At 44.8% G+C, this 23,691-nt stretch carries 22 protein-coding genes; 11 read left to right on the forward strand and 11 right to left on the reverse strand.

Annotated features, from left to right (window positions below):
• The first annotated feature begins 15 nt into the window (after positions 1-15).
• The 4 genes from FTU03_RS10045 to FTU03_RS10060 are packed head-to-tail and all read left to right on the forward strand — an operon-like array spanning position 16 to position 2,412.
• On the forward strand, positions 16-519 hold the full coding sequence (locus tag FTU03_RS10045) for a M23 family metallopeptidase (RefSeq protein ID WP_171431287.1): 504 nt from the start codon (positions 16-18) through the stop codon (positions 517-519).
• 15 nt (positions 520-534) lie between these two features.
• A complete protein-coding gene (locus FTU03_RS10050; RefSeq protein ID WP_004780440.1) occupies positions 535-780 on the forward strand; it encodes a hypothetical protein in 246 nt (81 codons plus the stop codon).
• A 23-nt stretch (positions 781-803) separates the two neighbouring features.
• Complete coding sequence (locus FTU03_RS10055; RefSeq protein WP_179992911.1) at positions 804-1,385, forward strand: DNA-3-methyladenine glycosylase I; 582 nt, start codon at positions 804-806, stop codon at positions 1,383-1,385.
• Positions 1,386-1,389: 4 nt separating this feature from the next.
• Positions 1,390-2,412 carry an NAD(P)-dependent alcohol dehydrogenase gene (locus FTU03_RS10060; protein WP_166135373.1) on the forward strand — a complete coding sequence of 341 codons (1,023 nt, stop codon included), beginning with the start codon at positions 1,390-1,392 and terminating at the stop codon, positions 2,410-2,412.
• 86 nt (positions 2,413-2,498) lie between these two features.
• Here the strand turns inward: FTU03_RS10060 and FTU03_RS10065 are convergent, their stop codons facing one another.
• Positions 2,499-3,389: a LysR family transcriptional regulator gene (locus FTU03_RS10065; RefSeq protein WP_179992910.1), complete on the reverse strand. Its 891-nt coding sequence runs from the start codon at positions 3,387-3,389 to the stop codon at positions 2,499-2,501.
• A gap of 113 nt (positions 3,390-3,502) precedes the next feature.
• Between FTU03_RS10065 and dkgB the strand changes: the two genes are divergently transcribed.
• Both dkgB and FTU03_RS10075 read left to right on the forward strand, forming a co-directional pair.
• Entirely contained in the window at positions 3,503-4,309 is an 807-nt protein-coding gene (gene dkgB / locus FTU03_RS10070) for a 2,5-didehydrogluconate reductase DkgB (protein WP_179992909.1), read from the forward strand.
• Between the two features lie 9 nt (positions 4,310-4,318).
• Positions 4,319-5,494 (forward strand): MFS transporter, encoded by a 1,176-nt coding sequence (locus tag FTU03_RS10075; protein ID WP_179992908.1) that lies wholly within the window; start codon positions 4,319-4,321, stop codon positions 5,492-5,494.
• A 53-nt stretch (positions 5,495-5,547) separates the two neighbouring features.
• Here FTU03_RS10075 and FTU03_RS10080 read toward each other — a convergent pair whose 3' ends face one another.
• The 3 genes from FTU03_RS10080 to FTU03_RS10090 all read right to left on the reverse strand — a co-directional run bounded on the left by FTU03_RS10080 (position 5,548) and on the right by FTU03_RS10090 (position 7,808).
• The gene (locus FTU03_RS10080; RefSeq protein ID WP_179992907.1) at positions 5,548-6,192 is read right to left on the reverse strand and encodes an START domain-containing protein; all 645 of its coding nucleotides are present in this window, start codon (positions 6,190-6,192) and stop codon (positions 5,548-5,550) included.
• 57 nt (positions 6,193-6,249) lie between these two features.
• Positions 6,250-7,071 (reverse strand): 4-hydroxy-tetrahydrodipicolinate reductase, encoded by an 822-nt coding sequence (dapB, locus tag FTU03_RS10085; RefSeq protein WP_179992906.1) that lies wholly within the window; start codon positions 7,069-7,071, stop codon positions 6,250-6,252.
• Between the two features lie 539 nt (positions 7,072-7,610).
• The gene (locus FTU03_RS10090) at positions 7,611-7,808 is read right to left on the reverse strand and encodes a hypothetical protein (protein WP_004780426.1); all 198 of its coding nucleotides are present in this window, start codon (positions 7,806-7,808) and stop codon (positions 7,611-7,613) included.
• Between the two features lie 856 nt (positions 7,809-8,664).
• On the opposite strand from FTU03_RS10090, the gene FTU03_RS10095 reads away from it, so the two are divergent.
• Positions 8,665-8,850, forward strand: a complete 186-nt coding sequence (locus tag FTU03_RS10095) for a hypothetical protein (RefSeq protein WP_004780424.1) — start codon at positions 8,665-8,667, stop codon at positions 8,848-8,850.
• A 171-nt stretch (positions 8,851-9,021) separates the two neighbouring features.
• On the opposite strand, the gene dnaJ is transcribed toward FTU03_RS10095, so the two are convergent.
• The 4 genes from dnaJ to FTU03_RS10115 form a co-directional block, all read right to left on the reverse strand.
• Complete coding sequence (gene dnaJ / locus FTU03_RS10100; RefSeq protein ID WP_034703346.1) at positions 9,022-10,137, reverse strand: molecular chaperone DnaJ; 1,116 nt, start codon at positions 10,135-10,137, stop codon at positions 9,022-9,024.
• Positions 10,138-10,240: 103 nt separating this feature from the next.
• Positions 10,241-10,618 carry a hypothetical protein gene (locus FTU03_RS10105; protein WP_104426832.1) on the reverse strand — a complete coding sequence of 126 codons (378 nt, stop codon included), beginning with the start codon at positions 10,616-10,618 and terminating at the stop codon, positions 10,241-10,243.
• 130 nt (positions 10,619-10,748) lie between these two features.
• Complete coding sequence (locus FTU03_RS10110) at positions 10,749-13,886, reverse strand: efflux RND transporter permease subunit (RefSeq protein WP_179992905.1); 3,138 nt, start codon at positions 13,884-13,886, stop codon at positions 10,749-10,751.
• Between the two features lie 2 nt (positions 13,887-13,888).
• The gene (locus tag FTU03_RS10115) at positions 13,889-14,992 is read right to left on the reverse strand and encodes an efflux RND transporter periplasmic adaptor subunit (RefSeq protein WP_179992904.1); all 1,104 of its coding nucleotides are present in this window, start codon (positions 14,990-14,992) and stop codon (positions 13,889-13,891) included.
• A 148-nt stretch (positions 14,993-15,140) separates the two neighbouring features.
• On the opposite strand from FTU03_RS10115, the gene FTU03_RS10120 reads away from it, so the two are divergent.
• The 4 genes from FTU03_RS10120 (at position 15,141) to FTU03_RS10135 (ending at position 21,195) form a co-directional block, all read left to right on the forward strand.
• Entirely contained in the window at positions 15,141-15,764 is a 624-nt protein-coding gene (locus tag FTU03_RS10120; RefSeq protein ID WP_179992903.1) for a TetR/AcrR family transcriptional regulator, read from the forward strand.
• 150 nt (positions 15,765-15,914) lie between these two features.
• Positions 15,915-18,599, forward strand: coding sequence for a phosphoenolpyruvate carboxylase (ppc, locus tag FTU03_RS10125; RefSeq protein WP_179992902.1), 2,685 nt, complete (start codon positions 15,915-15,917; stop codon positions 18,597-18,599).
• 297 nt (positions 18,600-18,896) lie between these two features.
• Entirely contained in the window at positions 18,897-20,192 is a 1,296-nt protein-coding gene (locus FTU03_RS10130; RefSeq protein ID WP_179992901.1) for a solute carrier family 23 protein, read from the forward strand.
• 97 nt (positions 20,193-20,289) lie between these two features.
• Positions 20,290-21,195, forward strand: a complete 906-nt coding sequence (locus tag FTU03_RS10135) for a LysR family transcriptional regulator (protein ID WP_179992925.1) — start codon at positions 20,290-20,292, stop codon at positions 21,193-21,195.
• Here FTU03_RS10135 and FTU03_RS10140 read toward each other — a convergent pair.
• The 3 genes from FTU03_RS10140 to FTU03_RS10150 form a co-directional block, all read right to left on the reverse strand.
• Positions 21,192-21,929 carry a sulfite exporter TauE/SafE family protein gene (locus FTU03_RS10140; RefSeq protein ID WP_179992900.1) on the reverse strand — a complete coding sequence of 246 codons (738 nt, stop codon included), beginning with the start codon at positions 21,927-21,929 and terminating at the stop codon, positions 21,192-21,194. The genes FTU03_RS10135 and FTU03_RS10140 overlap by 4 nt on opposite strands.
• Positions 21,930-22,085: 156 nt before the next feature.
• Positions 22,086-22,373, reverse strand: coding sequence for a chorismate mutase (locus tag FTU03_RS10145; RefSeq protein WP_004780403.1), 288 nt, complete (start codon positions 22,371-22,373; stop codon positions 22,086-22,088).
• Positions 22,374-22,394: 21 nt separating this feature from the next.
• Positions 22,395-23,675 carry a hypothetical protein gene (locus FTU03_RS10150; RefSeq protein WP_179992899.1) on the reverse strand — a complete coding sequence of 427 codons (1,281 nt, stop codon included), beginning with the start codon at positions 23,673-23,675 and terminating at the stop codon, positions 22,395-22,397.
• Positions 23,676-23,691: the final 16 nt, after the last annotated feature.

A 23,691-nucleotide genomic window follows, 5' to 3' on the forward strand; every position in this document is an offset into this window, starting at 1 on the left:
GGGCTTTCTTTGGTGATGTTATTTCTGGTGGCGTGTAGTAGCGCACCGAAACATCCTTCTGCGGTTCAACTTAATCCGGCACTGGTCAAAAAACTGAATCATATGCGTATGCCCTCTTCTCTGCCGATTCCGGTAGATCGGGTTCAGGCTCGTGAATTGAAAGATACTTGGGGAGCTTCGCGTAGTAGTGGCCGTTTGCATGAGGGCATTGATATTCTGGCTCCACGTGGAACCAAGGTTCGTAGTGCGACGCCTGGTCTGATCGCGGATTTACGGAATAACAATTTGGGTGGTAAAGTAGTCTGGATTCTGGGTCCAGGTGGTGCCTGGCATTATTATGCACATCTGGATGGTCATAAGCGTGGCCTGAAAGTTGGTGACTATGTCAAAAAGGGCGATGTCATTGGTTATGTCGGTAATACTGGCAATGCCCGGCATACTGCGCCACATCTGCATTATGGTCTCTATTTAAATGGTAAGGGCCGTGGTGTTGTTAACCCTTATCCATATTTACGTTAATTTTAGGAAGTTTACATGTCAGAAGCGTTGATCAACCGTCTGGTCGAATTTGCTGAATCAGGCAATCAACAGAAAATCGTGCTCAATGGCCAGACCTATCAGGGCTGGATCATGGAAATTACCGAAGAGGCGCTTCTGATCAGTACTGGTTATGCCGATAAAAGTGGTAAGGATATGTGGATCCAGTTCAGCGATCTGCAGCAGGCAGAACTTTCCTACTGGGATAATCAGCAAGATCAGTGGACGACATTTAAATTATAAGATAATCAAAAAAGGAGCATCCCTTGACGATCCAACGCTGTGGCTGGTGCTCTGATGATTCTCTGTATACTGCTTACCATGATCAGGAATGGGGACAGGCGCTGCATGATGAAAAACGCCTATTTGAAATGCTGTGTCTGGAAGGGCAGCAAGCCGGTTTAGCCTGGATTACTGTACTCAGAAAACGTGAATCTTATCGCAAACATTTCTTTCAATATTCGATTGAAACGATTGCTTCTTTTACAGATGAGCAACTCACCGCAAAACTGCAAGATGCTAGTCTAATTCGGCATATCGGTAAACTAACTGCGATTCGTGATAATGCCCGGACCTGGCAACAGCTTAAATCTCAAGAAATTGATGTGGTCACATGGTTGTGGTCCTTTGCCCATCAGCCCCGGTTAAATAATGATGTTGCAGATTATCGTCAGGCTCCAGCACAAACCATTGAAAGCCAGAACATGTCCAAAGCCTTAAAAAAAGCAGGCTTTAAGTTTGTCGGTCCTACGATCTGTTATGCCTTTATGCAGGCAGTTGGCATGGTCGATGACCATGAAAATCACTGTCACTTTAAAACAATATCCTCCCATTCAAATAAGAGCTGAATCTATGTCCACTAATACTATTCAAGCCTATGCCGCAATGTCTGCCGGTGCTGCTCTGGAACCTTATCAATTTGATGCAGGTGAACTTCAGCCGCATCAGGTCGAAGTGAAAGTTGAATACTGCGGCCTATGCCATTCTGATATTTCAGTACTCAATAATGACTGGGGATCTTCAGTATATCCTGTGGTGGCCGGACATGAAGTCATTGGAACCATTACACAACTGGGTTCTGAAGCCAAAGGTCTAAAAGTAGGTCAACGTGTCGGTATTGGCTGGACTGCGGAAAGCTGCCAACATTGCGATCCTTGTATTTCAGGCCAGCAAGTGCTGTGTACCGGTGGTCAGGTTGCAACCATCGTCGGTCATGCAGGCGGTTTTGCAGATAAAGTCCGTGCTGGCTGGCAATGGGCAATTCCCTTACCCGAAGATCTGGACCCAGAAAGTGCTGGCCCCCTGCTCTGTGGCGGGATTACTGTATTTGACCCGATTCTAAAACATCAGATTCAGGCCATTCACCACGTCGGTGTCATTGGTATTGGCGGTTTGGGACATATGGCGATCAAGCTGCTGAAAGCTTGGGGTTGTGAAATTACCGCCTTTACTTCAAATCTGGATAAAACCGATGAGCTGAAAGCCATGGGTGCAGACCATGTAGTGAATAGTCGTGACCCAGCAGCGCTTAAACCGCTTCGTGGTAAATTTGACCTATTAATGAGTACTGTCAATGTCACACTAGACTGGCAGGCTTATTTATCAACACTGGCACCAAATGGTACTGTACATATGCTGGGCTTACCATTGGAACCCATGCAAATTTCTGCAGGTTCACTGATTGGTGGTGCTAAATCTGTGACTGGCTCGCCGACAGGTTCACCAGCAGCTTTACGTCAATTACTAAAATTTGCGGCACGTAAAAATATTGCGCCACAGATTGAACTGTTCCCCATGTCGGAAATTAATGCGGCGATTGAACGTCTGCACTCAGGCAAAGCCCGTTACCGGATTGTACTGAAAGCCGATTTCTAATTTTTACTAATCATCAGTAAATCTAGATCTGCCCTAGCATCATGTTAGGGCAGATTTTTTTATGGCTGTATTTATAAATAATTGGTTTATAAATATTTAGCCAGCTTCTGAGCCAGAAATTCAATAAATAGATGTACCCGTTTAGGTAGATGCTCCTGACGGTAATAGACCGCATGAATTTTTTGATAATGTAGCTCAATCTGCTCTTCAAATAGCGCCTCTAAACGACCCGTCTGTAAGTCGTCCTCGACCAGAAAGCGTGACAGACAAGTAATACCCACCCCATATAAAGCCAATTGACGAACCGTTTCCCCATTGGGTGCTCTAATCTTTGGCTTTACAGTGATAGGTTCGCCATTTAGCCGTACCGGCCAGGTGTTCAAATGCGTAGGCTGACTAAATCCCAGTAAAGTATGCTCCGATAAATCTGCCACTGATTGCGGTCTGCCCTTTTGCTGTAAATATTCAGGGCTAGCCAAAATATACAAACGGCTGCGGCATAATAATCTGGCATGCAGGCTGGAATCATGCAATTCTCCAAAGCGGATCGCGACATCGGTTTTATGTTCCAGCAGATCAATCACCTGATCATGATTATTCAGTTCAATTTCAATCTGGGGATAGCGCTGCATAAATTCCTGAATTAGCGGCACGATTACATGCAGTACAAAAGGTGTCGCTGAATCAACCCGAATCAATCCTGACGTATCACTATCCGATTTCAGCAAAGCATCTTCAGCTTCTGCCAGATCATTGAGAATTTTGCGTGCCTTTTCTAGAAATAGCTGGCCTTCTTGAGTCAGTTTGAGTTTACGTGTGGTTCTTTCTAAAAGAGTGACATTTAATTTATTTTCCAGACGTTGCAGCGCCCGACTGACACCCGAAGTGGTTTGCCCCAAACGTTCTGCCGCCATGACGATAGAACTACTATCCACAATAGTGACAAAAGCCTGTAATTCTTCAATCGTCGATTTCATTTGTCACTCTTTTATTGATTTTCAGTCAATAATATTTTGCAAATTCAGCTATTTTTTCGCAACAATAAAAAGCACAAAATACTCAATATCGAAAATACTTAAAGATTAAAGCTATGAATATTGTTCCTCAATTTGGTGTCGGTACCTTTCGCCTGTCTGGACAGACCGTCATTGATTCAGTCAAAACAGCACTGGAAGTCGGTTATCGCGCTGTAGATACGGCACAGATTTATGCCAATGAAGCAGAAGTGGGTCAGGCCATTGCAGAAAGTCAGGTTAATCGTAACGAGCTGTTCATTACCACCAAAATCTGGACAGATCATTACGCACCAGACAAACTGATTCCAAGTCTCAAAGAGAGTCTACATAAACTACGTACCGATGCAGTCAATCTAACGCTCATTCATTGGCCTGCACCTCGCTTAGGCGTTCAAATTCATGAGCTGATGCAGACTTTATTAGAAGCCAAACAGCAAGGTCTGACCGAGCATATTGGTGTGTCCAATTTCAATATTGAGCTGACCCAGCAAGCGATTGATAGTATTGGTCTGGAGCATATCGCCACTAACCAGATTGAACTCAGTCCTTATCTGCAAAATCAGCGTCTGGTCAGTTTCCTACAATCTCAGAAGATTGATGTCACCTCTTATATGACACTAGCTTATGGCAAAGTGCTGAATGATCCTGTCCTGCAAGGAATTGCTGCACAGCATCAGGCTTCGACTGCACAAATTGCACTGGCTTGGGCCTTGCAAAAAGGTTTTGCTGTGATTCCTTCTTCAACCAAACGTGAACATCTGCTTGCCAATCTGGCAGCGCAGGAGATACAACTGTCTCAAGAAGAAATGGCTTTGATCAGCACCCTGGAGCGCAATGGCCGCGAGGTTGATCCGGACCAGCTTGCGCCTATCTGGGATTAAACAGAAACCATGAAAGTTAATTTTCCTTTGCTTGCACTGGCGGTTGGTGCCTTTGCAATTGGTACCACTGAATTTTCTCCAATGGGTTTTCTGCCAGAAATCGCCCGTGATCTAGAGATTTCGATTCCTCGTGCCGGGATGCTGATCAGTGCCTATGCCTTAGGGGTGATGTTGGGTGCACCACTAATGACCCTCTGGTTAAGCCGTTATTCCAAACGTAAGTCTCTCATTTTACTGATGGCGATTTTTACGATTGGTAATATTCTGGCGACATTAGCGCCTAATTATCTGGGGCTGATGGGGGCACGCATCATTACCAGCCTGAACCATGGTGCTTTCTTCGGGATTGGTTCGGTTGTCGCGGCCAGTGTCGTTCCGAAAGATAAACAGGCCAGCGCTGTAGCCATGATGTTTATGGGCCTGACCATTGCCAATATTGGCGGGGTGCCACTGGCAACCTGGATAGGACAACATATCGGCTGGCGTATGGCTTTTCTGGGTATTTCCCTGCTTGGTGTGCTGACCATGTTCTCCCTATGGAAAGCCTTACCAGAAGGCCAAAGCAGCCAGAAACCGGATGTAAGGCAGGAGCTGCAAGTCCTGACCCGCCTGCCTGTTGTTTTAGCTTTATTGACTACCGTGATGAGTGCGGGGGCCATGTTTGCCCTATACACTTATATTGCCCCGAGTCTGCAAAGTTTTACTCAGGCTTCCCCTGCATTGATTACTTTGATGTTGGTGTTGATCGGGGTAGGTTTCTCGATTGGTAATCATCTGGGTGGCAAGTTTGCAGATCTATCCTTAGATAAAACCCTGATCGGCTTTTTAATCTTGCTTATGCTGATGATGCTGCTTTTCCCGATTCTGGCAAGCACAGCTCTTGGCGCAGGTCTGGCATTAATCATCTGGGGTGCTGCTGCCTTTGCTGTAGTTCCGCCTTTACAGATGCGAGTCATGTCCGTGGCTTATGATGCGCCTGGACTGGCTTCTTCGGTAAATATTGGTGCCTTTAACCTCGGGAATGCTTTGGGTGCGATTGCGGGTGCCAGTGTGCTGAATTTGGGACTTAGCTATAGTGCGGTTTCATTTGCCGGTGCTAGTCTGAGTGCTGTTGCTTTGCTTCTGGTTTTAATTCAAATGAAACTGGCTCCACAGCAAGATATGACTGCGCAGCAATACTCTTAAAATTTCCTTCATAAAAAAAGTCCGCCTGATGCGGACTTTTTTATATTAGCTATTTAGCGTAAAGCTTCAGGTAAAACAGGCGTTGTCACAGGTTTAGCCAGTTCGGTTTTCATCTTTTGCAGCATCTGATAAGGCTGCTGTTGCACAAACATATTCACAAAGGTTAAAGGAATCGAACCTTCAGGATTGGCATAGCCATAAGTCGATACCTTAACCTTGTTATTCGCCAGTTTCTGGAAGGTCCAGTCTCCCTGATAATCAGTCAAACGTACATAATTCGGATTTAGGGCATAACCGGTCTGAATCGCTTTATTCTTGATCGTAATCTGTCCATTGGCATCCTTAATCATTTTACCCTGCACAATCAGATCACGGTCTTTTAAAGGGAATGGAAAATCCAGCACCATATACAAGGTGAAATCGCCTTTTTTATCATCACGCGACAGCACCTTGATACTGCCCATATAAGGCACCCATTTCACCGCATAATCAACATCCAGAATCAGAGAAACGGCATTCTCAATCGGGACATTGTAGGTGGTTTCGGCTTTATAGAGAAAAACGGGATTACGTTCATCCTGATAGGTCCAGACTTTAATATTATTTTTATTAATGCTGAGCTTGGCATTCTGCACAGAGGTCGACTGTGCTGTAGCGGCAAAGGCTACAGCACACGCCATTAATATTAATTTCTTCATTCCATTGTCATCTTATTTTAGTTTTAAGTTATTTTTATATAGGATTTTGACGAAAATTTATACTTGAATATCGTTAAAACCAAGTACGTCCTTCATGTCATATTTACGTGCATCACGACCAACGACCCAAGCTGCGGCACGTACGGCACCCGCTGCAAAGTTCATACGGTTGGTGGCTTTATGCGTAATTTCAACACGCTCGCCTTCGCCAATAAACATTGCAGTATGTTCACCGACGATATCACCGCCACGAATGGTCTGAAAACCAATACTTTTACGTTCACGAGGACCCGTATGCCCTTCACGGTGATATACCGCATCTTTTTTCAGATCACGACCCAGTGCTCCAGCAATCGCCTCACCCATCATAAGAGCTGTACCTGATGGCGCATCTACCTTATGACGGTGATGTGCTTCAATCACTTCAATATCGACCGTATCACCAAAGACTTTAGAGGCAAGTTCTAGCAGTTTGATCGAAACGTTCACACCAACCGAATAGTTCGCTGCATAGACCACTGGAGTTTCTTTTGCAGATTCATCCAGATAAGCCTTTTGTTCGTCATTCATACCAGTCGTACCAATCACGATCGCAACGCCATTTTCACGGCAGATTTTAAGATGATTCACCGTCGCAGCAGGTGCAGTAAAGTCGATCACTACGTCACAGTCTTTGACCACTTCTTCAAGATGGCCGACAATCTTTACACCCAAGCTCCCTACGCCAGCCAGTTCACCGGCATCTGTGCCAATCAATGAGCTTTCAGGGCGCTCAACAGCTGCTGCCAATTGGTAACCGGCTTCTTTCACCGCCTGAATAAGGATGCGTCCCATACGGCCGCCTGCACCTAAAATCCCAATGCGTGGTATCGCTGACATAACATAGTCCTGATGTTGATTCGAAATTGCTCTTACTATAGCAAAACTCGCTCATAACACTAAGATTGATCGCATAAAAATCAATGAAAAGAATTAAAGAGGGTCATGAGGGATTTTGATATGCAGTCCATATCAACAATAGTTTATGGACGAGTAAAAAGAAAAATAATTCCATTACAGGAATAATGATTAAATGGTTAGTCAGAGATAAACTTACTTAAAGAAAATTCTAGTTAATAAGAATTAATTTTTAATTATAAATAATTGAATTTAATAAGATAAAAAATATTTTTCCATGGTACGTATGATCTTGATTTTTCATATTCAGATCATTTGCATTTAAGGGAAATATATTGAAACTCCAGTTTGACCACCTCAGCAATATAAGTATTACTGATATTATTGAATTAAATACCCATCATCGCGTACTGAAGCATATGCCCTTAGCGCATGGCATTATTTTCGATGAAACACGATGGATTGCTTGGGTAAATGGAAGTGTAAATCCATACTTTTTTAAATTTAGGAATGTTTAAGGATCACGCATCAAGTAGTTGACCAACTTCCAAGCTGGTATATCCACGTTCTTTAAAGATCAACACAATCGCTTTTTTATAGTCTTCACAAATAGATGTTTTATATTTAGTGATGAGTTGAATCTCGGAATTCAGCTCAAGGTCATTTTTTAAGGTCAAGACTTCGGTAGAGATCTTATTAAAAATCTTTAAATTAAACATACAGGCACCTGTTATCAGTTGTAGCGGCCCGACTACAACAAATACCTGCCTTAGCTCAGCTAGACACCCTTGGTCGCAAGGATTACAAATTAGAAAAAGTTCTGCAAGTTTTGAGAAATCGACAGATTAAATAACCTTCTAAATCCTTCCTATTTAGTAAGATTGTCAGCCTAAAAATTAATTTTATATATCAAATTCTTAATAATCTCATGATTGCTAAAAATTTAATAGGAACCAGTTTTTGTAACAATTCTTTTAATATCCCAGATTATTCATAATATTTTATTAGTTAAATGAATAGAGAGATCATTAATTCAGGATCTTCATATCCTGATGATGAGGTCTTAAAAGACAAAGTATTTTTCTCTGTCTGGCTAAGGTAAGAACCAGACTCTTTGTACGCTTTGGCTCACATCAATCTCGGCCTTTTGCTGCTATTCAGAATACTGGAAGTTTCCTATGATGAATTCATCAGGAACAGGAAGTTCCAAACAAGAATAACAATAGATCAGCACAAGGACAGTAAGGTACGACAGGAGTTATACCGAGTGAACCCATACGAAAAACCCCGGCAGGATGCTGGGGTTTTTCTTTTAGTATTTAAATTAAATTTCATCCTTTAAATGTGCAAATATGTGACATACATCACATTAACAAATCCATTTTCTTATATATTTTGCCACTTGCTCAATTTTATGAGATTAATGATTAATCTTATATTTCAGTTATTTAAATAACATCAAACTACATTAGTAAACATAAGTACACACAAAAAAACATCAATATCTACATTTTATGTCAACATTTTTGCCAAGTGTACTGAGTAGTACACTATTTTTAATACAAGGAAATTTATATGAAATTAGTTCAATTAACTTTTGCCGGGGTAGCGTTAATTGCTGCATCACAAACTTTTGCTGCTGAAGAAGTAGCACAAACAGCTCCTGCTGCAACTGAAACAGCTGCGTCTGAAGTTCAAGCTGCTGAAGCACCTGCAAGCGAAGCTCCAGCATCAGAAGCTCAAGCAACTGAAGCTCAATAATATGACAGGATTTATATTTCTCTGCGTGAGGGGTATAAATCCTTCTTAAAAAGCCAATATCATTAAAAGAATAATTTTCTCATTATTTCTATCTAATAATTAACTTATACATCTTTTCCGAATTTAAGCTATAAAAAAGGACGCCTGAGCGTCCTTTTTTATCTATCCAGATCAGTCAAACAACCGATCAAAGAAAGATTTTTTCTTTGGAGAAGACTGGCTGCCCTCATCTTCCATGGTCGCTTGCAACTCTTTCAACAGTTCACGTTGACGTGCAGTCAGGTTCACTGGTGTTTCTACAACAACACGGCAAAGCAGATCACCTTGCATGGTTGAACGTACTGGTTTCACGCCCTTACCACGTAGGCGGAACAGTTTACCGGTTTGTGTACCTTCAGGAATTTTCAGGCTGACACGACCATCTAATGTCGGAATCTGAACTTCTTTACCCAAAGCTGCATCCGCAATTGAAATTGGCACATCCATATACAGATCTGCACCGTCACGCTGGAAGATTTCGTGTTCACGTACCACGACTTCAACGTATAGATCACCTGATTGGCCATCACGAATCGCTTCACCTTTACCAGTCAAACGTACGCGGTCGCCATTGTCCACACCGGCTGGAATAGTAACTTCCAAAGTTTGCTGACGGTCAGATACACCTGAACCATGACATTTATTACATGGATTCTTGATGATCTTGCCCTGGCCACGACAGGTACTACAGGTTTGCTGTACCGAGAAGAAACCTTGCTGCATACGTACCTGGCCGGCACCATGACAGGTTGGACAGGTTTCAACATCGTTCGGATTTTTAGAACCTTTACCATCACAGGCGTCACATGGCGCTGGTGCAGTAAAAGTAATGGTTTTCTTAACGCCTTTGACTGCTTCTTCAAGCGTCAATTCCATCACATAGCGTAAGTCTGAACCACGGCGTTGACGTTGCTGGCCACGGCCCCCCCCACCAAAGGCTCCACCGAAAATATCCCCAAACTGGCTGAAAATATCTTCCGCACTGAAACCACCGAAGCCGCCAGCACCACCGCCCATACCACCTTCAAAGGCTTGATGGCCCATACGGTCGTACATGCTGCGTTTTTCGCTGTCTGACAGAACTTCATACGCTTCTGAAGCTTCTTTAAACTTCTCTTCAGCTTCAGGATTGTCCGGGTTACGGTCTGGATGATATTTCATCGCCAACTTACGGTAGGCTTTTTTAATTTCATCATCACTAGCGGTTTTAGAGACGCCCAAAACCTCATAATAATCACGTTTAGCCATGTCTGGCGATGCTCCTCACGGAATTCTATTTAATATTGACTGTGGTCTAAAATTGGGGTTAAACCCAGCTTTACAAGGGGAATTCTGAAAAAAAATTGAAAGCTTAGAATACGGCTTTGTTTTGAGAAAATTTGAAGATGCCTTTGAACCAGGCATTAATGAGGAAAATAATGGCAATAAAGCTGAATACTACACCTGCGACTGTGCAGGCTTTCACCCAAAGCTGGCTATCCCAGGCGAAGAAAAATAATGGAATGAACCAGAGCGCTGCAAAAATCGCGAGTACTGAATAAATTACAATATTACGCATGATCCAGAGTGCCTGTGCCTGTAACCAGACTTCGGCATAATCAATCTGGGTCACCTTACGTGCATACCAGTAGGCGAATATGCCGCTCACCACTGTAAACAAAGCAAAAAACATGAAGACATAAGCCATCGCCACGGAGCGTCGCATCTTGGTGAGTGTGTCTTGAGTCATGTTTAGTCAACCTTAGTGTGCGGCCCAGCACAAGCAAGTTCCGCAGCAGTATGTCTTTTTTGAATTATTAAAAAATCAGGCACTACTATATTGAAATTTTCAATATTTCGCACCTGAAATTATGACAAATTTAAACAGAATTTAAACTTTTTTTCACTTTAAACCATTGTGCATATAAGGCTGGCAGGAAAAACAGCGTTAATAACGTTGCCACGATCAATCCTCCCATAATGGCAACCGCCATTGGTCCGAAGAAAATGCTTCTGGATAAAGGAATCATGGCCAGAACGGCAGCCAGTGCAGTCAGGACAATCGGACGGCAACGGCGCACTGTGGCATTGATAATGGCATTCCATTGCGATTCACCTGCCTGAATATCCTGTTCAATCTGGTCAATGAGAATCAACGAGTTACGCATGATCATTCCTGACAAAGCAATCGTGCCCAGCATGGCCACAAAGCCAAAAGGTTTATTGAAAATTAACAGGAATAAGACCACGCCAATAATACCCAATGGCGCTGTCAGGAAGACAATGAAGGCACGTGAGATACTTCGGAGCTGAATCATCAGCAAAGTCATCACCACTGCCAGGAACAATGGCATACCCGCATTCACTGAATTCTGCCCTCGCGCAGATTCTTCGACTGTCCCGCCTACTTCAATCAGATAGCCACTTGGCATTTCTGATCTGAGCTGCGCCAACTGATCTTTCAGCTCGTTGACCACGGTTGCCGGTTGCAGTTGCGTCCGGATATCAGCCCGTACCGTAATGGTCGGCAAGCGGTTCCGATGCCAGATCAGGCCTTCTTCAAAGCTGTATTCGATCTTGGCAATCTGGGCCAGAGGAACTGAACTCCCATTTGTAGTTGGTACAGCCAGACTACTCAGTGAACCGACATCGACACGTTCAGCCTGATCACCCCGTAAACGGATTTCAATCAGTTCACGTTTTTCACGATATTGATCAATCGCAGTTCCAGAAATTGAGCTATTCAGGAAATTCGCCAAATCGCTACTGCTTACTCCCAGCTGACGGGCACGATCCTGATCGATATCCAGCTTGATGACTTTACTTGGCTCGCCCCAGTCCAGATGCACATTGGTGGTATTCGGATTGTCTCCGACCGTTGCTGCAACTTTCTGTGCCCATTGGCGAACTAATCCCAGATCTTCACCCGATACTCGGAACTGTAATGGATAACCGACGGGTGGGCCATTTTCCAGCAGAGACACCCGGGTGCGGGCTTCTGGTAACAGCACCCGAATCTGGTCGCTTAAGGATTTACGGATTTCATTGCGGTCTTCAAGTGATGAAGCCAAGACCACAAACTGGGCAAAGCTGGCTTGCGGCAATTGCTGATCTAGAGGTAAATAAAAACGCGGTGAACCGGTACCAACATAGACCACATAGTTATCAATCCCCTCCTGTTTGGACAGGAAGTTTTCAACTTTTTTCACTGCCGCTTCAGTCGCTTTTAATGAAGCGCCCTCCTCTAGTTTCAGATCTACTAGAATTTCGGCACGGTTCGATGGCGGGAAGAATTGTTTTGGCACCAGATTAAACATCAAAATGGATAGCACAAAAATCCCGACAGTCGCCGCGATGACCGTTTTACGGTAGGTAACACAGATATTCACCCAACGGCGAAAGCCCTGATAGAACTTGGTTTGATAAGGATCATGATGTTCACCGGCATGATGCACCAGCGGCTCCGGTTCAGGGCGTTTGCCTAAACGCGCCCAGAGACGTTGATACCATGGTGCTCTCTGCACCAGATCTTTATTGAAATCTGGCAGGAGTTTGTCACCCAGATAAGGCACAAACAGAACTGCGGCAATCCAAGATACTAATAACGCCAGCGTCACCACCTGGAAAATCGAGCGGGTATATTCCCCGGTACTGGATGCTGCTGTCGCAATCGGCAGGAAACCGGCAGCAGTAATCAGTGTTCCGGTCAGCATTGGAAAAGCAGTCGTCCGCCAGGCATGACCGGCCGCCTGTAAGCGGCTAAAGCCCTGCTCCATTTTGATTGCCATCATTTCAATGGCAATAATCGCGTCATCCACCAACAGGCCAAGTGCCAGAATCAGGGCACCCAGAGAAATCTTATGCAGACCAACATCAAACAATTGCATCCCGGCAAAAGTCATCGCCAATACCAGCGGAATCGAGAAGGCCACCACCAGACCAGTACGGAAACCGAGCGAGAAAAAACTCACCAAGAGAACAATAATCACGGCCTCGGCCAGAACTTTCATAAATTCATTAATACTGCGTTTCACCGCTACTGGCTGGTCAGATACTTTTTGCAGATCCATTCCTAAAGGCAAAGTTTTCTGCAACCGGGCAAATTCCTGTTCCAGATTTTTACCCAAGGCAATGATGTCGCCGCCTTTACGCATCGATACGGCAATACCGATGCCATTTTCGCCCATAAAGCGCATACGCGGTTGTGCTGGATCAGTAAAGCCACGATAAACCTCCGCTACATCGCTAAGCTGGATGGTCTTGCCATTCACTAGTAAAGGTAATTGCTGCAGTTCTTCGACATTATTCAGCGCACCACTAACCCGTACCTGAATCCGGTCAGAACCGGTTTCAAAAAAACCAGCCTGAGTCATGGCATTTTGCTGCTGCAGTGCCTGCTGAATGGCAGTCACCGGAATACCCAGTTGGGTGGCTTTGGTGTTGGAGATTTCGATCCAGATTTTCTGGTCCTGCAGACCGATCAGTTCAACTTTGGCGACATCCTTGACCCGTTGCAGCTGTAACTGTAAACGGTCGGCATATTCTTTAAGCGTCGCATAATCGAAGTCATCGCCTTTAATGACATAGATGTTACCGAAGGTATCGCCAAACTCATCATTGAAGAATGGGCCTTGTACGTCTTGCGGTAATTCATGGCGAATATCATTGATTTTCTTACGGACGTTATACCAGACATCTGAGACATCCTTGGAAGCCAAGGAATCCTTGGCAATAAAAGTCACCATGGATTCCCCCGGACGGGAATAGGCCATGATCCGGTCATACTGTCCGGTAGTCATCAACTCTTTTTCAATCCGGTCGGTAACCTGTAAGGATACTTCTTTAGCACTGGCACCCGGCCAGTAGGTCTGGATTACCATCACCTTAAAGGTAAACGGCGGATCCTCACTTTGTGACAGTTTGGAATAGGATACGATGCCCACCAAACCGAGCAGGATCATGAAATACAGTACCAGACCTTTATTCTTTAAGGCCCATTCAGACAGGTTAAAGTTCATGTTTAACTCCCTGCCTGAATTTTCACACTACGGTTTTCACGGTCAATCGGATTGATTTTTTGCTGGTCACGCAGCAGATGCACTCCACCAATTACCACATAATCATCAGCCTTTAAACCACTGAAGACTGGCACAGAATCACGGCCATAAGCACCCAGCTGCACCGGCACTTTGCGGATGGTATGATCCGGCTTGACTACCATTACATAGGCCTGCTGATCGGTCGCTGAAACACTGGATAAAGGCACGCTAAGAATATTGTCCTGACTATTCTGGAAGAACACCCGGGCACTCTGACCGAGCTGGATCTGATTATTACCTTCGCGTAAAGCCACTTTCACCCGGAAGGTACGCGATTGATCTGCTGCAGGTGAAATCTCACGAACAAAGGCGGCGAATTTTTCATTCGGTTTGGACCATAACGTGACCCAGGCCGGCTGACCGGTTTTAATTTCGGAAATCGCCTGTTCAGGAACCCCAATCACAACTTCACGCTCACCGGCTATCGCCAGTTCAAAGGCGGCCTGCCCTGCTGCAACGACCTGACCAATTTCGATATTGCGTGCAGTAATCACTCCATTTTTATTGGCAATGAGCTGGTTATAAGCGGTCTGGTTTTTGGCCGTATCATAATTAGACTGGGCCTGTTTCAGATTTGACGCGGCTGCCTTGTATTGATTTTCAATCGCATCATATTGTGAACGGCTCACGGCATTGGTGGGTAACAGCTGCTTGAAACGCTGTAATTCATCCTGAGCAATTTTACTGGCCGATTGAGCACTTTCCAGCTGGGCACGTGCTGCATTTAATTGAAGTTGAGCATCTTTCACATCTAGGGTCGCCAAGACCTGCCCCACTTTTACCTGATCGCCCACATCGACAAAGCGCTGGGTGACCTGCCCGCCTACCCGGAATGCCAGTGCTGTTTGCTGACGTGCCTGGACATTACCGGCATAGCTTTTCAATTCCTGATGTGAAGTTTTCGGTGTGGTCACCATGACAAATGGAACTTCCTGTTCTGCTGCAGCGCTGTCCTTGCTACATCCTGAGAAGGCCGTACTGCATAGGACGATCATGCCAGCCAGTGCGCTCTGTATCGTGCTCATTATTGTTCGCTCTTATCTAATCATCATTTTTAGGGCAAAATAGGTAGATATATAAATTGCTTATTTTTTAATTAATATACCACCCGGTACACTAATTAGGATTCTGCAGTTAAAACAATGACCATATTGATTTTTTTTGGATGAAATTGTGCAAATACCGGTTGGACGGCCCAAGGATCTGGAAAAACGCCAGCGTATTCTGAACGCAGCGAAACAGCTGTTTTTACAGCATGGTTATCATGGTTCCAGCATGAACCAGATTGCGCTGGAAGCCGGTGTGACCAAACTCACTGTCTATAATCATTTTCAGGATAAGGCCACGCTGTTTAGCTGTGCGGTTGAAGAAACCTGTGAGGCAATTTTGCAGGAATCTCCTAAAGTTCTGCAGCCTGATAGTGATTTTCAGCAGGAGCTATATCAGATCTGTCTGCGCTCATTCAATATTGCCAATCTGCCGGAAGCTCTCAAACTGGACCTGCTCATCATGCAACTGGCTTATGAAAAAAATCCGTTGGCGGAACGTTTTTATACTGCCTCACATATCAAGCTGAATCAGGCCTGGCATGATTTCTTTGAGCAGGCGCAGCAACATCAATTTATCCAGACTGATGATCCGCAGCATCAGACCGAACTGATGGTGTCCTTACTGTTAGGTATGCGGCATCACAAAGTCTTACTGGGCTTAAGTCCGCTACCCGACATGCAGCAACGCCATCAGATCATCCAGCAGGCCATCGAGATCTTTATGCTGAAATATGCGATTTCCCGTTAAATTTCTTCTATCTGGCCTGATCCTTGCAACAGTATAAGGACTAAAATTCATCCAATTATCAACAAATGATATTCAACTTTTGTCTGCAAAAGACTTGGATTGTCATGCAGTCGGGGTATAGTCAAAGGAAGAATCGGAGGGATATAAAAAATGGTTCAACAGATTGATGCACCTCTACGCGAAGACGTACGTTTACTGGGTAATTTGCTGGGAGAAACCCTGAAGTTACATGCGGGGCAAGATTTGTTTAATCAGGTCGAGCAAATTCGGGCCTTATCGAAAGGTGCTCGCGATGGACAGGTTGAAGCAGAAAAACAGCTGGAACAATTATTCCTGACTTTAGAAGATCATGAAATCCTGCCATTGACCCGTGCCTTCACCCATTTCTTAAACTTTGCCAATATTGCCGAACAGTACCATGTGGTACGTCGTCGCCGTCAAAGCGAATTTGAGGAAAGTACAGAATCTCCAAATCCTCTGGTGCCTTTATTTGAGAAATTCAAACAGCAAGAAATTTCTGCAGAAACCTTATATCAGCAAATCTGTGAATTAAAGATTGAACTGGTGCTGACCGCACATCCAACAGAAGTCAGCCGACGCACCCTGATCCAAAAATATGATGGCATCAATAATGCCCTGTCCAAATTTGACCAGCAGAAACTGACCCCGCGTGAACGTCAGGCAGTTTTGGCTGACTTAAAACAGCTCATCAGTTCTGCCTGGCAAACTGATGAAATCCGTCAACATCGTCCAACCCCGGTGGATGAAGCCAAATGGGGCTTTACGACAATTGAACAGACCCTCTGGAATGCGGTTCCTAAATTCATCCGTGAGCTGAACGGCATGGTTGAGGAACAATGTGGCCAGACTTTGCCGCTAGATGTTGCTCCGGTACGTTTCGCTTCCTGGATGGGTGGCGACCGGGATGGCAATCCGAATGTGACACATAATGTGACTCAGGAAGTCTTGTGGTTGTCGCGCTGGAAAGCAGCCGACCTGTATTTGCGTGATATTGAAAACCTGCGCTGGGAACTTTCTATTCAGCAATGCAGTGATGAAATTACACAGGCGTTAGGCCACCAACATCCTGAACCTTACCGTGAATATTTACGCGATATACGTGAACGTCTAAAAATTACCCGTGCTTGGCTGGCTGAAAAACTGCATGGCAAAGATGCGGATGATAGTCGGGTCATTAAAAGTAAAGATGAGTTATTAAAACCGTTACTGACCTGTTATCGCTCATTGATGGCGTGCAATCTGGCAGAACTTGCCAATAGCAGTCTGCTGGACCTGATTTACCGGGTGAACTGTTTCGGAATTGAACTCCTCAAACTGGATATTCGCCAGGAATCTGGTCGTCATCGTCAGGCCATTTCAGCCATTACTGAATATCTGGGTCTGGGTAATTTCGAAACTTGGACTGAACAGGCCCGTCAAAACTTCCTGTTGCAGGAACTGCAAAGTAAACGGCCTCTACTACCTAAACACCTGAATGAACCAGCGGGTAGCCTGATTGAACATCCGGATGTGCAGGAAGTGTTTACCACTATGCACACGCTGGCTGAACAGCCAAGTGAATCTCTGGGTGCCTATATTATTTCCATGGCCGAATACCCAAGTGATGTGCTGGCTGTCTTGCTGCTGCAAAAAGAAGCCGGGATTAAACAGCCTTTACGGGTAGTACCTTTATTTGAAACCTTAAAAGATCTCGACGGCGCTGCTGACACCATGTCGACACTCTTTAATATGCATTGGTACAAGCAGCATATTCAGGGTAAGCATGAGGTCATGATTGGTTATTCGGATTCAGCCAAAGATGCCGGCTTTATGTCAGCCAACTGGGCACAGTACCGTGCGCAGGAAGAACTGACCGCAGTTGCTAAACAGCATGGTATCCAGTTGACCTTGTTCCATGGTCGTGGCGGCTCAATCAGCCGTGGTGGTGCACCCACCCAGCAAGCACTATTCTCACAACCGCCGGGTTCGATTTCAGGGGCCATTCGGGTGACTGAACAAGGTGAAATGATTCGCTTTAAATTTGGTCTGGAAGAAATCGCACTACAAAATCTGGAAATTTATACAGCGGCGACGCTGGAAGCGACTTTATTACCGCCACCTGAACCGAAACCGGAATGGCGTGATCTGATGCATAAAATGACTGATCTGTCAGTACAAGTCTATCGCCAGACCGTACGTGAAAATCCGCATTTCGTAAAATACCTGCGTACCGTGACCCCAGAACTGGAATTACAAATGTTGCCGCTTGGTTCACGTCCTGCCAAACGTAAGGTCAGCGGCGGGATTGAATCCTTGCGTGCCATTCCATGGGTCTTCGCCTGGACCCAAATCCGTCTGATGTTACCAGCCTGGCTGGGTACCGGTGCCGCATTAAATGAAGTACTGGATCAAGGGCAACGTACAATTCTGGATGAGATGCTAACCGAATGGCCTTATTTCCAGACCTTAATTGATATGCTGGAAATGGTGCTGTCCAAAGCAGACAGCAATGTCGCGCTCTATTACGAATCACATCTGACTCAGGATGAAGACCTGAAAGAGCTCGGCACGGAACTGCGTCAACGCTTGCAAGATGCCATCCAGACCCTACTCACTTTAAAAGATGAATCAAAACTGCTGAGCAGTAATGGTGTCTTGGACCAGTCCATGACGGTGCGTAAACCTTATCTGTTGCCGCTCCATTTACTGCAAGCCGAACTGATGAAACGTCGTCGATTATATCTGGAACAGCAGCAGGCTGAACACACGCCAGTCGATCATGCCCTAATGGTCAGTATTGCCGGTATTGCCGCCGGTTTACGAAATACCGGTTGATTTTTTCCCTTCCATTTAAAGCACATCTACACGATGTGCTTTTTTATTGATCAGTCAATAGCCAAAAAAAGCTTTATTTATATATCAAATTAAAATTACTTATAGAAGTTGAATATGAATTGTCCGGGAATTAATCCACTGATTTAACTTTAGTTTTGATTTAAAAAACTTTTACCGCACGGTAAAATATCAAATAAAGTCATAGAATTAATTTGAACAAAAATTTTGTTTCAGTGATTAAATCTTCTAAAAAACAAGAGTATGATGTGCACAATTTATCTTTTGAGTGCTCATTTTATGTCCAATTGGTTTCCCAAGTGGCGCCCTTATGAGGGTAGTATCGATGCACGACCAGTAGGTACCGCAGAGTATTTACCGCCTGCCCAGACCCTGATCTTGGGGGTACAACATGCCTTTGCCATGTTCGGTGCGACGGTACTGGCGCCATTTCTAATGGGTTTTGATCCCAATCTGGCCATTTTAATGTCGGGGATCTGTACCATCCTGTTCTTCCTGATCACGGGTGGTCGTGTACCAAGTTATCTGGGTTCAAGCTTTGCGTTCATTGGGGTAGTGATTGCGGCAACCGGTTATGCAGGTGCTGGCGGACTGAATCCAAATATTGGTGTCGCCGCTGGCGGGATTATTGCCTGTGGTGTGCTTTATGCCTTGATGGGTATTCTGGTGATGGCAACAGGAACCCGCTGGATTGAAAAACTGATGCCGCCTGTCGTGACCGGTGCGGTGGTGATGATTATTGGTCTGAACCTGGCCCCTGTGACCGTGAAAAACGTCATGGGCAATACCTTTAATATGTGGATGTCACTGGTGACCGTGCTGTGTATGGGTTCCATTGCGGTGTTTACCACAGGTCTGGTACAGCGTTTATTGCTCTTGATCGGTTTATTGCTGGCTTACTTCATTTACTACATTTTAAGTAATGTAATGGGCTATGGGACTGCAATTGATTTTGCGCCCATTCAGCAAGCTGGCTGGTTTGGTGTTCCGAGCTTCCATGCGCCAGTATTTGATAGCAATGCCATGCTGATCATTGCGCCTATTGCCCTGATTCTGATTGCAGAAAACCTGGGACATATTAAAGCCGTGGGTGCCATGACCGGTGAGAATCTAGATCCGCATATCGGTAAAGCCTTTGTGGCGGACGGTATTGCAACTACCTTGGCAGGTGGTGTGGGCGCACCGGGTATGACTACCTATGGTGAAAATATTGGTGTGATGGCAGTTACCCGTGTCTATTCAACGATTATCTTTGCTGTTGCGGGTGTGTTTGCAGTATTCCTCGGTTTATCACCGAAGTTTGGTGCAATTATTCATACCATTCCAACGGCGATTTTAACCGGCGCCTCTATTGTGGTCTTTGGTTTGATTACTATTGCCGGTGCAAAAATCTGGATCGAAAATAAAGTAGACTTTTCACAGAATAAAAACCTGATGGTGGCAGCAGTAACGATTATTCTGGGTACGGGTGACTTTGCCCTGACCTTCGGTAACTTTAACCTAGGCGGAATTGGTACAGCGACCTTTGCTGCGCTATTCCTGAACTGGTTCTTTAGCCTGGTCGATAAAAAATAATGTGAAGACTTAAATTTTCAAGCAGCCTCCAGGCTGCTTTTTTTATATCGCAAGAATTGTTTAAATAGGCCTGATCTTTTATATGAGCATCCTGCCGATGCGTCTGGATTTTTTTGATTTACGTCTTTTTCTCAACATAGTTGACACAGGTAGTCTGACCAAAGGTGCTGAACGCTCTGCCATTTCCTTACAGGCAGCCAGTGAGCGGATTAAAAAGCTGGAACAGCAATATCAGGTCAGTCTGTTCAGCCGCCATTCTGGCGGGGTGAAAATGACTTTTGCAGGTCAGGTCTTTGCTGAGCATGCCCAAGCCCTGTTGCAACAGGGACAACAGTTGTCTCAAGCCATGGCCGGTTTTAGTGAAGGACTCCATTCCAATATCAGCTTATGGTGTAACTCTTCAGCACAAAGTGAGTACCTTCCCCTATTATTGCCCCAGTATCTGGTGAATAACCCAAATATCCAGATCGACCTCAAAGAAGCAGAGAGCAAGGACATCATTGCGGCTTTAGTGAGTGGTACTGCCAAGCTAGGACTTATTTCCAGTTTTTTTTCTGCCCCTCAATTACAGACTCTGGAGTTTTCAGATGATCCTCTGGTACTGATCTGCCCTGAACAACATGATCTGGCAACGAATCAGGCATTAACATTAGCAGACTATCTGAATTATCCCTTTGTTGGTCTGATGCAATATCACTCTTTGCAGCAGTCGATTGAAACCCAGGCTCGCTTGCTGAACTGTGAGATTCAATACCGTTTACGCTTACCAAATTTTGCCGCCATTGCCCAAGTTGTGGCCAATGGTGTAGGTATCGCGATCATGCCAAAACGTGCTGCACAACGTTTGTCGAAGCTCTATGCATTTCATCAAATCCAACTGACGGGAGATTGGGCCAACCGCAAGTTATTGTTAGCTGCAAAGAACTTTGATGAACTGAGCACCGCCTATCAGCACTTTAGCCAGTTCCTCATTTCTGCGGATGTACAAAAAATCCTGAATTAAATCCAGCCGAATTGATGCAGCATCATATAGCTGCCTAAGGTGATCAGGCCGATAAAAAATACTGTCCGGAATTTCTGTTCAGGGATACGGGAACGGATTTTTTTGCCAAACCACATCCCGATCAAAGCTGGAATCAGTGCAATCGCCGACATGGCATAATCAATCGGCATATCTTCTACCGGGTTTTGGTGCAGGAAAATTGCCAAACACACCGTCGAGGTGGTAAATACCAACCCTAAGGCCTGAACCAGATCATCACGTTTTAAATGCAGGGTTTGCAAATAAGGCACCACTGGAATTACCACTACCCCGGTTGCCACGGTCAAGGCCCCCCCGAGATATCCCATAATCGGAGAAAGCCACTTTTCATGCTGGCTTAAATCTGGCATCCGTTTCGCCAATAAACCATATAGGCCATATAGAGCAAGCATCCCGCCCAATAAAGCTTCACTATGAAATTCAGAATGACCTAAAGTCGGGAAAATACTCCAGACTGAACCCACGATAATGCCTGCTAGCAACAGCCAGAAACGGCGAATCAGCTTCAGTACATGACCTTCGGCAAAAAGTTGCCAGAAATTGGTCAGCATCGAAGGTACTATCAGTAAAGTTGCTGCCTGAAATGGACTCATAAATATGGTCAGCAAACCCATGGACACCGCAGGCAAACCTAATCCAATGGTGCCTTTAATCAGACCAGCCAAAGCAAAAATAACAATAACAAAAGCAGTCATCTGATGACCCTAAATTGATTTAAGCCCATGCTATAGAAATCACGAATAGAGTAAAATCAGGGTTTTAAGAAGGAAGCCTCAAGTAAATATTGAGGCTTCAGATGGATGTGCTGAAACTCATCAGATTCATCAGCAAAAATCGGATTTAAAAGTCGTTTAAGGACGGAACTCTTTCAGTTCACGCTGAATGAAATACTGGAACATTTCCCGGTACAAATGCTCAATGAAGGCCTGATCCACGCCCTGCTGTTGTGCCAAGGCTTTGACATTTTCCACAATCTGCTCCATACGCTCCGGTGATTGCAGATCAGTTTCAGTTTTTTTAAAACGGGTGGTTTGATCAACATAAAATTGACGCGCAGCGATCAGCTCAACTAAAGCTGTATCAATGGCATCGATCTGTTGACGTGCATGTTGTAATGATTCAGCTTTGATTTTTTCCATGTTTATTCAGTCACTTTCAGTTTAGTTATCACTCTTATACTTTTCTTCTAACACATTACTGAAAATACTTTCAATCATCCAGACACGATATAAGCTATTAAATGTATAACTTTGCCCATCAATACGCAGTTCTAGGACCGGTAAATTCGGCTGGGACTTCATTTCACATAAGGTGTCATTTTCCTGCAACTTGGCCAGAACATCTTCCTGGGTCAGTTCAGTAATATTCAGTTCCTGCTGCATACGCTTGAAATGTGCCGCATAAGACAGATCATAACCACGGGTCCAGACCGCTTCCAGAATCTGATACATGGCTTCAATCCGTTGCTCTTCCGGACAGCTATAAAACAATTGCGCCATCGGCATTACAGCCTGCTCGGTTGGTCGGCAGAATGGGGTAAATTTGACTTCAGTCCGCTTGGATAAGCGCGTCGCCAGACTCCAGTCAAACCAGTCCCGTCCCTGATAAGACAACGGATAGACATTCAACTGGATATTATAAAAATCAGCCAGCTCTTCCTTGATATAAGCCAGTAACAACCAGGAAATCGGATCTTCCAGAGCGATATACAAATCCAATTCAGGATCCATGGACTGGATTTCATTCAGCTCTTCGGCATCACTGATCAGATGCTCGCGCCATTCAATATGATTGATCAGGAAAATCGGGTTGCCGGTCAGTAATCTCTGCTGTTTCAGGCGACGGGTCAGACGTAACAGATCATCTACCGCCTGATACTGGCGTCCGCCAAACTGGAAATAACTGGCCAGAATCGGACTATGCTCAAAAATTCGTTCCGGAAAATTCTGCGGCGCATGATGACGGCTAGCCATCGCATATAAGGTGCGTAATTTTCCGTTCTGTTTTTGCCAGAGCATATGAAAGACATCTTCCAGCAAATACAGAAAATCCTGTCCGCGTAATGGCGTATTTCTCAGGATGGTTTCTGCCTGCTTTAAGGCTTCAGCTGTCGGTAATTCTGGGGTCTCATGAAAGCTAAAACGATGCTGTTTAGATAAAATTTTGGCATCATTCAGGCAATAGTGCTGCCATTCATCAAAAGACATCTGATTAGGCGGCTCAGCCCGCTGATCTGAAATGATGACTTTGAGTGGCTTCAGTTCCGGACTGAGAATTTCTTCCAGTTGCGGTAACTGTTGTACCGCCAGATAACTATAAACATCATCCAGTCTTAAATGGATGCTCAAGCCATCTTCAATAGATAACACCGTTTGACGAACTGGTTTCTGGTAAAACCAACTCGATCGGATTGGATCAAACCAACGGCGTAGCAGGGACATGAGAGGTGCCTCGAAA

Source organism: Acinetobacter sp. YH12046, assembly GCF_013419905.1.
In the GTDB taxonomy this organism is placed as follows: Bacteria; Pseudomonadota; Gammaproteobacteria; order Pseudomonadales; family Moraxellaceae; genus Acinetobacter.

What these genes read in the sequence shown, in the direction of transcription:
- FTU03_RS10140 (WP_179992900.1), bottom strand. Translation starts at nt 21,929, where the DNA reads ATGACTGCTTTTGTTATTGTTATTTTTGCTTTGGCTGGTCTGATTAAA.
- FTU03_RS10145 (WP_004780403.1), bottom strand. Translation starts at nt 22,373, where the DNA reads ATGGAAAAAATCAAAGCTGAATCATTACAACATGCACGTCAACAGATC.
- FTU03_RS10045 (WP_171431287.1), top strand. Translation starts at nt 16, where the DNA reads ATGTTATTTCTGGTGGCGTGTAGTAGCGCACCGAAACATCCTTCTGCG.
- dnaJ (WP_034703346.1), bottom strand. Translation starts at nt 10,137, where the DNA reads ATGGCTAAACGTGATTATTATGAGGTTTTGGGCGTCTCTAAAACCGCT.
- FTU03_RS10130 (WP_179992901.1), top strand. Translation starts at nt 18,897, where the DNA reads ATGTCCAATTGGTTTCCCAAGTGGCGCCCTTATGAGGGTAGTATCGAT.
- FTU03_RS10060 (WP_166135373.1), top strand. Translation starts at nt 1,390, where the DNA reads ATGTCCACTAATACTATTCAAGCCTATGCCGCAATGTCTGCCGGTGCT.
- FTU03_RS10065 (WP_179992910.1), bottom strand. Translation starts at nt 3,389, where the DNA reads ATGAAATCGACGATTGAAGAATTACAGGCTTTTGTCACTATTGTGGAT.
- FTU03_RS10095 (WP_004780424.1), top strand. Translation starts at nt 8,665, where the DNA reads ATGAAATTAGTTCAATTAACTTTTGCCGGGGTAGCGTTAATTGCTGCA.
- dapB (WP_179992906.1), bottom strand. Translation starts at nt 7,071, where the DNA reads ATGTCAGCGATACCACGCATTGGGATTTTAGGTGCAGGCGGCCGTATG.
- FTU03_RS10135 (WP_179992925.1), top strand. Translation starts at nt 20,290, where the DNA reads ATGCGTCTGGATTTTTTTGATTTACGTCTTTTTCTCAACATAGTTGAC.
- FTU03_RS10110 (WP_179992905.1), bottom strand. Translation starts at nt 13,886, where the DNA reads ATGAACTTTAACCTGTCTGAATGGGCCTTAAAGAATAAAGGTCTGGTA.
- ppc (WP_179992902.1), top strand. Translation starts at nt 15,915, where the DNA reads ATGGTTCAACAGATTGATGCACCTCTACGCGAAGACGTACGTTTACTG.
- FTU03_RS10115 (WP_179992904.1), bottom strand. Translation starts at nt 14,992, where the DNA reads ATGAGCACGATACAGAGCGCACTGGCTGGCATGATCGTCCTATGCAGT.
- FTU03_RS10105 (WP_104426832.1), bottom strand. Translation starts at nt 10,618, where the DNA reads ATGACTCAAGACACACTCACCAAGATGCGACGCTCCGTGGCGATGGCT.
- dkgB (WP_179992909.1), top strand. Translation starts at nt 3,503, where the DNA reads ATGAATATTGTTCCTCAATTTGGTGTCGGTACCTTTCGCCTGTCTGGA.
- FTU03_RS10150 (WP_179992899.1), bottom strand. Translation starts at nt 23,675, where the DNA reads ATGTCCCTGCTACGCCGTTGGTTTGATCCAATCCGATCGAGTTGGTTT.
- FTU03_RS10080 (WP_179992907.1), bottom strand. Translation starts at nt 6,192, where the DNA reads ATGAAGAAATTAATATTAATGGCGTGTGCTGTAGCCTTTGCCGCTACA.
- FTU03_RS10075 (WP_179992908.1), top strand. Translation starts at nt 4,319, where the DNA reads ATGAAAGTTAATTTTCCTTTGCTTGCACTGGCGGTTGGTGCCTTTGCA.
- FTU03_RS10090 (WP_004780426.1), bottom strand. Translation starts at nt 7,808, where the DNA reads ATGTTTAATTTAAAGATTTTTAATAAGATCTCTACCGAAGTCTTGACC.
- FTU03_RS10050 (WP_004780440.1), top strand. Translation starts at nt 535, where the DNA reads ATGTCAGAAGCGTTGATCAACCGTCTGGTCGAATTTGCTGAATCAGGC.